This window comes from Enterococcus lemanii (assembly GCF_016909125.1).
Taxonomy (GTDB): Bacteria; Bacillota; Bacilli; order Lactobacillales; family Enterococcaceae; genus Enterococcus_I; species Enterococcus_I lemanii.
The window spans coordinates 20764-29383 of record NZ_JAFBFD010000039.1; the positions used below are offsets into that span (position 1 = coordinate 20764).

Consider the following 8620-nt stretch of genomic DNA (forward strand, 5'->3'; position numbering starts at 1 on the left):
ATGATATATCAACTAAAGAAAGGAGATTAATAATGACTGAACCTTTATACCAAAAAATCTTTAATGATTTAAAAGCCGATATCTTAGCAGGAAAAATCCAAGCCGATGAACAGCTCGCAACCGAAAAAGAACTTTCAGAACGTTACCAAGTAAGTCGTATTACGTCCAAACGAGCCTTAAACGAATTAGAACAAGCAAATTTTATCTATCGTGTTCGGGGGAAAGGAAGTTTTGTAAAAGGCGTCACAACCAACTCAGCTAACTTCCCACTGATTGCTAGGACAAAGAAAATTCTTTTTATATTACCTTTCTTAAACGATTTATCTGTCGGAAACTTTACGGAAGGCTTATTGCCGACTTTGCAAAAAGAACAAATCGAAGTCGCGATGGCCACCCGCGAAATCTTCGAACAAAAAGAAGTTGCTGAAATCATTCAAGAATATGATGGCATGATTTATTATGCCGAAGACACCGACCAACATTTAGAAATTTTAGTTGAACTCGATTTTGAACATTTCCCTGTCGTTGTTTTAGATAAGAAGTTTTTTGAGGTCGACTTTCCGACAGTTTTATCAGACAACGTAAATGGCGGCTCTTTAGCAACACAAGCCCTAATTGAAGAAGGACATCAAAAAATTGCCTATCTTTTTGGTAGCACGCGCCACCCTCAGTCCGTTAAAAGTCGTTATATTGGTTACTTAAGAGCTTTAAAAGAAGCAAAAATTGCTTTTCATACGCTATCAAATGATGAACAAGCAACCAATGATCACTTAATTACTTATTTAGAGAAACACAAAATTACAGGAATTATTTGCGAAAATGATTTAGTCGCAATTGAAGCAATGCGAATTTTGAAACAAAACAATTATCAAATTCCACAAGATGTGTCAATTATTGGTTTTGATAACATCCAAGCGGCCGCATTAATTGATCCACCACTCACAACAGTTGCCCAAAACTTTAAAGAACTTGGTGCAATCGCTGGTGACACTTTGCTTACTTGGTTAAAAACCAAGCAAATGCCACAAGACATAAAAGTGCCCGTCCACTTAATAAAAAGACAATCCACAAAGGAGAGAATATAAATGATTATCCACACAATTGATACAAGACACGCAACAGCCAACCAATATAGCTTCTCAAGCGGAAATAGCCTTCCTTATACAGGTGTGCCTTTTGGTATGAACTTTTTTGGTGTGCAAACAACCGATCAAAAAGGTAGCTGGTGGTTCCACCCAGAAGACCGAACTTTCCAAGGTTACCGCTTGACACACCAACCAAGTCCTTGGATGGGGGATTTTTCAAGAATGATGTTTACGCCAGTTAGTGGTGATTTACCAAACATCAGCACCTTCCATACCCAAAGTTCCTACCGCCCAAATGAAAGTATCTTCCGTCCAACGCATATTAGCATTCACCAATTGCGTTACGATATTCGCTCAACAATGATTCCAAGTATGTACGGTGGGATTTTAACGGCGCAATACCAAGACGAGCAAGCAGGGTTAATGTTGACTTTACCAGGTCGTTTTGCCATCGAACAAACCGATGCGCACACTTTAACTGGACACGTTATCAACTTTTCTGGTTGCGAAGACAGTGATTTCCATTTTTACTTCACGCTTTTGTTTGATCAACCGATTGTCGGTGATGCCTTAAAAGAAAGCGGCGAAGACGGGCAAATCGTGGTGCGCTTTGGCAACATAAAAGAACAAACGATGCGTTTAGGGACTTCTTTCATCAGTTCTGAACAAGCAACCTTAAACTTAACACGCGAAAAAGACTTAACAGCAGCCGATTACTTAGCGCAAAGTGAACAAGAATGGGAGAATTACTTAAGCCGAATCGAAGTTGAACACCAAGATAAGAGTCAAACCGATACTTTCTACCATAACTTCTATCGTATGTTCTTGTTCCCACAAACATTTTATGAAATCAATGAAAACAATGAAAAAATTCATTACGATACCTATAGTAAAGTGGTGCGTCCGGGTGTTTTATATACCAACAATGGTTTTTGGGATACTTACAAAACCGTTTACCCAATGTACTCACTCATCGCCAAAGAAAAATATGAAGAAATGTTAGAAGGTTTCTTAAATAGCTACAACGAAACCGGCTTCTTGCCAAAATGGTTATCACCAGACGAACGCGGCTTAATGCCAGGTACTTTAATTGATGCGGTGATTGCAGACGCGGCCGTTAAAGGAATTCGTTCTGATTTAATGGAGCAATTCTTAGTAGCAATGAAAAAAGCAGCAACCATCCAAAGTGAAAATTCAAATTACGGTCGTCAAGGAACCCTTGATTACTTGAAATATGGCTATGTACCAAGCAATTACCATGAATCGGTCAACCATACCTTAGACTATGCGTATAGCGATTTTTGTATTAGCCAAGTGGCAAATACAATTGGTGACCGCGAAACAGCTGATTTTTATGCCAAACAATCTTTAAACTACAAAAATATCTTTGATCAAGAAACTGGTTTTATGCGTGCGAAAGATACCGATGGCAATTTCCGGGAAAACTTCTTAGATATTCGTTGGGGACGTGATTATGCAGAAGGTTCGGCTTGGCAAAGTAGCTTTGCGGTTTACCAAGACTTCGCTGGTTTAATTCACGAATACGGTAGCCAAGAAGCTTTTGAAGAAAAATTAGTTGCATTAAATAACCAAGCACCACGCTTTAATGTTGAAGGATATGGTTTTGAAATCCACGAAATGAGTGAATTTGCAGCGATTGAGTTTGGACAAATGGCCATCTCAAACCAACCAAGTTTCCACTTACCTTACCTATTTAGCTATATCGGTAAACCAGAAATGGCACAACCTTTATTAAAACAATTAATGACACAAGCTTTTAACGCTTCAACGAATGGTTACCCAGGCGATGAAGACAACGGTTCAATGGCTGGATGGTATATCTTTAACAGCCTAGGCTTCTACCCTGTCTCACCAGGAACGGGCGAGTATGTCATTGGGATGCCTTTAGTTAGCAAAGCAACGGTTCACTTATCAAGTGGCGAAAAATTAGAAATTAATACCTCACCAAATTACCCACAACAACAATTCTTACATGAGGTAAAATTAAACAACGAAAAGCACACGCCTCTCTTCTTTAAACACGAAGATTTAATCAAGGGCGCTTCGATTCAATATCAATTAGGTACCGTGCCAACACCAAGAAAATTAACAAATGCTGATTTGCCATTTTCTTTAAGTAAATAAAACAAATTACAATCAAAAACGACTTCGAATTCCTAGTACTTAGAATTCGAAGTCGTTTTTTGATGTTTAAGTGATTACTTTTTTACATAAAATGACTCATAAATAAACTGGCAATATTAAAATAAATCAACACACTGGTTAAATCACTTAAAGTCGTAATAAACGGACCACTGGCAACCGCTGGGTCAAAACCGAGGCGGTCCATCAACATGGGAATCAAACTGCCTGCTAAATTAGCAACCGTGATCGCCGCCATCATCGCGATCCCAATGACAAAACCAAGCGTTGGATTGCCTTTCCAGACTGTTACAATCAAAAAGATCGTTATCCCTGTAATCGCTCCTGTAACAAGACCGGTTAAAACTTCGCCAACAACAATCGTCAAAAAGTTATTTTTTTTGTCATCATTCATCGCCAAACGCCGCACTGCTACCGCCAGTGATTGCGTACCAGCATTGCCGGCCGTTCCCGTAATCAAAGAAATAAAGACGGCCAAAATACTCGCTTCACTCACTAAGACTTCGTATTTACTAATTAACGTCGCCGTTGCCATCCCTAAAAATAAGAGTGTAATTAACCAAGGCAAACGTCTAGTAGCCGCTTTTACCGGGTTTTCGCTAACTTCTTCTACGTTTACCCCCGCCAAACCAGAGTAATCACTCGTCGCTTCTTCATCGATGACGTCAATAATATCATCGACCGTTACAATGCCTAACAAACGATCATCGTAATCAATAACAGGCAACGCTAAGAAATCATAGTCACGAAATGTTTGGGCAACATCGACTTGGTCATCCCCCACATGGACAGCAATCACCCGTTCACTCATAATTTCACTAATGAGTGTATCATCTTCATTTACGATTAAATCTCTTAACGAAATAACCCCAACAAGCTGCTCTTCCTGATTAATGACATAGATGTAATAAATCGTCTCAGCCATATCGGCTTCATTTTTCAAAACATACATGGCCGAACGAACCGTTTGATTGGCAACAATCGAAACATACTCTGTCGTCATAATTGAACCAGCCGTATCATCTTCATAATGCAGCAGTTCGCGAATTTCAGCAACGTCTTCGTTACTCATCAAACTTAAATATTTATTTGTTTCTTTTTTACCTAACAAATTTAAAAAATCGACCGCATTATCCGTATACATCGAAGCGAGCATTTGAGCCGCGTAACTTGGACGCATTTCAGACAAGTACTCTTTTAACGTCTCTTTGTCTTCTTCAATTAAGTCAAACATGTCGGCTAACTCTTTTGGTGATAAATACGAATACATGAGCGCCCGTTCTTCTTCAGTAATCGATTGATAAAATTGGCCTTGTTCATAAATATGTAAATCTAAAAAAGATTCTCGAAATTTGGTTAAATCATTGTCTGCTAACTCTTTTCTTATTTGAGCAAAGCGGCTATCTAATTCTTGTAATTCGTCCACTTCCTTCACCTCACTCATCTCTTGTTTGTAACATTTCCTCCATGTCAGCAGGTAGCTTTTGTCTAAAATGCAACGCCGCTTGTGTAAAAGGATGCTTAAATTTTAGTTCGTAACAATGCAAAGCTTGGCGTTTTACCGATAAATCCATCCGTCCGCCATACATCTCATCGCCGATTAGTGGCCAACCGTTTGCCGAAAAATGCACCCGTATTTGGTGGGTGCGCCCCGTATGTAACTGGATATCAACCAGTGCATATTCCGAAAACTTCGTAACTACCCAATATTCTGTTTCGGCTTGTTGACCCGTTGCAACAACTTGTCTTTTTAAAATTGAGCTTACGTCACGCCCAATTGGTTGGATAATTTTTTGATGAGACTGAAGACTCGATAGTTCCCCTGCAACCAAAGCTTGATATTTTTTATAAAAAGTACGACTCTTTAATTGTTCGTCTAGTTTCGCATGCGCAAATCCATGCTTCGCAAAAACCATTAACCCCGACGTGTCACGATCTAAACGGGTGACAACATGCACCACTTGGTTGACGTAATTTTGCCTTTTGTAATACGCCTTCACCCGGTTTGCCATCGTAAAGTTTGGATGGTACTGTGCTGGAATCGATGACACACCGGCTGGTTTATTCACAATTAATAAATGCTCGTCTTCAAACACAATCTCAATTGGTGTTTCATCTAGCAATAACGTTTCGTGTTCTCCTTCGTCCGGGATAATAATCGTCGCTAGATCACCTTTTTTTAACTCAAATAAGACGTTTTCAATCTTCCCATTGACAAAAATTTGACCACCTTGAAATTTTATTTTAGCAAGTAAACGTTTTGAAATCCCTTGCTCTTTTAAAAAAAACTTCAATTGTTGATTCTCTTCTTTTTCGTATAAATAATTAAATTTCATTTCTTCTCTGATGCTCTCCAATAAATGCCTCTCGCACACGATGCCAAAAATCCATGTGGCGATAAGAAGCAAACCGAATTTTTTCTTCTGCGACGCGATAAATAACTGAAGCCACTTCTTCTTGTTGAATATTAAACTGATCAATAGTAATGAGACATTCACTGCCTTGTGGTAATTTGATTTCAATCCAATCTTCTTTTGAAACGACAATCGGCGAGCCAATTGTGCGAAACACGCGATTGTTTAGCGAGGCAATTTCAGCGAGTTGGATTGCTTCAATGCTCGGATGTAAAACCGCGCCGCCAATACTCTTATTATAAGCAGTTGAACCAGTTGGCGTTGAAACAGACAAGCCATCGCCGCGAAAACTTTCAAAAAACTGTTCTTTCATAAAAACTTCTCCAACCATCGTTCGATGAATACTCTTAATTGAAGACTCATTCAAAGCTAAAAAGTGCTTGTCTGCGCGGTCGTCGCGGTATTGAATGACAATATCTAGTAAAGGATAACTCACATTGGCTTCTTGGTTATTACAAAGCGTATCAACCAACTCTTCTAACTCATAGTCTCGCCAGTCCGTATAAAAGCCTAGGTGCCCCGTATGAACCCCTAAAAAGCGAACTTGATCTAATTTATGTGAGTAAAGATGAAAGGCAGACAAAAGCGTCCCATCACCACCAATTGAGATCACAATATCTGGATTATCTTGGTCAATTTGGTTCCCTGAAGTGACCAACAAGTGCTTTAATTGATCGGCGACTTGAATTGATTTTTCAACATGATTAAAAACTAAGGCCACTTTTAAGGATTCCATTATTTTATCTCCCCCCACTGCGTACTTGTTTGATAATTGAATTCATCGCTGGTACCTTTCCCGTGTGAAAACAGGTGTTGCGCTTCTTGAATTTCCACGCGGATATTTGACATCTCTTCGTCTAATTGATAGGCTGCTTCAGCTGAGCGCTTTAACCGTTCGCGGATTTCTTCTGGGAAATCCCCTTGATATTTATAATTTAACGAATGCTCAATCGTCGCCCAAAAATTCATCGCTAACGTACGAATTTGAATTTCTGCTAATACCATCCGTTCTCCTTCAAGCGTTTGAACGGGGTATTCTACCACTAAATGATACGAACGATACCCACTCGCTTTTTTATTGGCAATATAATCGCGTTCAATCACAATTTTCATATCTTTACGGCCCCTTAATAACTGGACAACTTGATAAATGTCTTCAACGAATTGACACATAATCCGTAAGCCAGCAATATCAGACATTTCGCTTTCTAAACGATCTAAAGGAATGTTGCGTAATTTTGCTTTCGTTAACACACTATCGACTGGCTTTACTCGCCCGGTTACAAATTCAACCGGCACGTGTTGGCTTGTTTCGCGATATTGTTTACGAATGCCTCTTAATTTCACCTTTAGTTCAGAAACAGCTTGTTCATAAGGTGCTAAAAACTGATCCCAATTTCTTTCCATCATTCATACCTCTTGTCTTTCAAACTCGGATTCATCCCCCATTTTAGCACAGTTTCCTTAAAATCTTTAGCCTTCTCAAGGAAACAATTCAAAACTTTTGCTTTTTTCAAAAATACGCTACAATAAAGTTAATTTTATCAATTAGGAGAATCGACATGACCGAACAAATTGAAATTGAATTTAAAACATTCCTTCAAAAAAAAGATTATTTGAAAGTCTTTGAACATTACCAACTATCGCAGTTAAAACCAACGATTCAAACCAATCTTTATTTTGATACCCCTGCTAAAGAACTACGTCAAAAAAAATACGGCCTACGTATTCGGGACTATGAAACCCATGGCGAATTAACTTTAAAATGTCCTGCTCCTAAGCAGCAAGGATTACTTGAAATTACTGATCCGCTAGACCAAACGACTTTACATGCGCTCACTAAGCAAAGTCGAATCCTTCCAACCGGCGAAGTTGCTCGTTTTTTAAAAAAACAAGGATTTGATTTAGATAGCATAAAACCCTTTGCTAAATTAACAACTAAACGCTATGAAATTCAATTACCCATTGGTTTATTGGCGCTTGATGAAAGTTGGTATGGCAAGCAACATGACTATGAACTAGAGCTAGAGGTAACTTGTGCAACACAAGGAGAAAAAGATTTCCACGCGCTCCTTCGTTCTCTAGATATTCCTTATCACGCGGCCGAAAATAAGATTGTCCGAGCGGCAAAAGAAAACCAGCTTGATTAAAGCAATTTTAAGATAAGAGGTGTTTCATTTCATCTTTTTGCGATTATCTGATAGAGTAAGGTTATAATTGATAGCGAACATTTGGGGGTTTATTCGTTGATAGAGATCTATTTATTTATTAATCCACTCAGTTTTCAATGTTTAGAAACAGAGAAAAAAATACTCAGTTACATGCAGCAAAGTCAAAGTAAAATTGACCTGCATATCTTACCAATTGTTAATCCACAAGTTGTTACTGCAGCTTTTCCCAAAAAGAAAGTTGATTTGCGCCTGCGAAACGACTATTTCCAATTAGCTTATCAAGTGGCGCTAGACTTTAAAGCAGCGCAAGTTCAAGGTAAAAAATATGCACGCGAATTTCTACTTTCCTTGCAACAGCACTTGTTAGTTGAACAAGAACATTATTCGCAAAAATTAATTCAACGGCTGTTTGAACAAACAGGTGGCGACTTATCAATGTTTTTAGAAGACCGCTCTTCACAGTTAATCAAAAAGAAGTTTTGGCAAGATCAAAAAACCGCCCGCGAAATGCAAGTCCGGGAAGTTTCAAGTGCGGTTATCTACAATTTTTCGATTGAAGGAGCAGCGATTTTACTCGAAGGAGCAACTGAAATTCAGTCCATTCCCCACCTTTCTTATTTACAAACGAACCAACCAACGCTTGCACTTCATCACAATCAAAAAGCTTATAATTAAAAGAACCCTCGAAAATTCGGGTCTATAATATTTGGTGTTGTTACTAAGAAATTGGTAAGAACACCCTTTTTCTTTCTATAACAAAAAAGCATCTGTTTCCCTTATAATTAAG

Annotated in this window: 8 protein-coding genes; 4 read left to right on the plus strand and 4 right to left on the minus strand. The window is 38.6% G+C overall.

The window, feature by feature from the left end:
• The first annotated feature begins 32 nt into the window (after positions 1–32).
• A complete protein-coding gene (locus JOD14_RS10790; protein WP_204654803.1) occupies positions 33–1085 on the plus strand; it encodes a GntR family transcriptional regulator in 1053 nt (350 codons plus the stop codon).
• The gene (locus tag JOD14_RS10795; protein WP_204654804.1) at positions 1086–3230 is read left to right on the plus strand and encodes a GH92 family glycosyl hydrolase; all 2145 of its coding nucleotides are present in this window, start codon (positions 1086–1088) and stop codon (positions 3228–3230) included.
• Positions 3231–3312: 82 nt separating this feature from the next.
• Here the strand turns inward: JOD14_RS10795 and mgtE are convergent, their stop codons facing one another.
• Genes mgtE through yjbM form a run of 4 tightly spaced genes read right to left on the minus strand, consistent with a single transcriptional unit; the run spans position 3313 to position 7069 of the window.
• Positions 3313–4674, minus strand: a complete 1362-nt coding sequence (gene mgtE / locus JOD14_RS10800) for a magnesium transporter (protein WP_204654805.1) — start codon at positions 4672–4674, stop codon at positions 3313–3315.
• Positions 4675–4684: 10 nt separating this feature from the next.
• Positions 4685–5584: an RluA family pseudouridine synthase gene (locus tag JOD14_RS10805; RefSeq protein WP_204654810.1), complete on the minus strand. Its 900-nt coding sequence runs from the start codon at positions 5582–5584 to the stop codon at positions 4685–4687.
• Complete coding sequence (locus JOD14_RS10810; RefSeq protein ID WP_204654806.1) at positions 5574–6398, minus strand: NAD kinase; 825 nt, start codon at positions 6396–6398, stop codon at positions 5574–5576. Before JOD14_RS10810 ends, JOD14_RS10805 begins: the two co-directional genes overlap by 11 nt.
• Positions 6398–7069, minus strand: a complete 672-nt coding sequence (gene yjbM, locus JOD14_RS10815) for a GTP diphosphokinase (RefSeq protein ID WP_204654807.1) — start codon at positions 7067–7069, stop codon at positions 6398–6400. The genes JOD14_RS10810 and yjbM overlap by 1 nt, the downstream gene beginning before the upstream one ends.
• A 155-nt stretch (positions 7070–7224) precedes the next feature.
• Here yjbM and JOD14_RS10820 point away from each other — a divergent pair, with 155 nt between their 5' ends.
• Both JOD14_RS10820 and JOD14_RS10825 read left to right on the plus strand, forming a co-directional pair.
• A complete protein-coding gene (locus JOD14_RS10820) occupies positions 7225–7812 on the plus strand; it encodes a CYTH domain-containing protein (RefSeq protein WP_204654808.1) in 588 nt (195 codons plus the stop codon).
• 96 nt (positions 7813–7908) lie between these two features.
• On the plus strand, positions 7909–8508 hold the full coding sequence (locus tag JOD14_RS10825) for a DsbA family protein (protein WP_204654809.1): 600 nt from the start codon (positions 7909–7911) through the stop codon (positions 8506–8508).
• Positions 8509–8620: the final 112 nt, after the last annotated feature.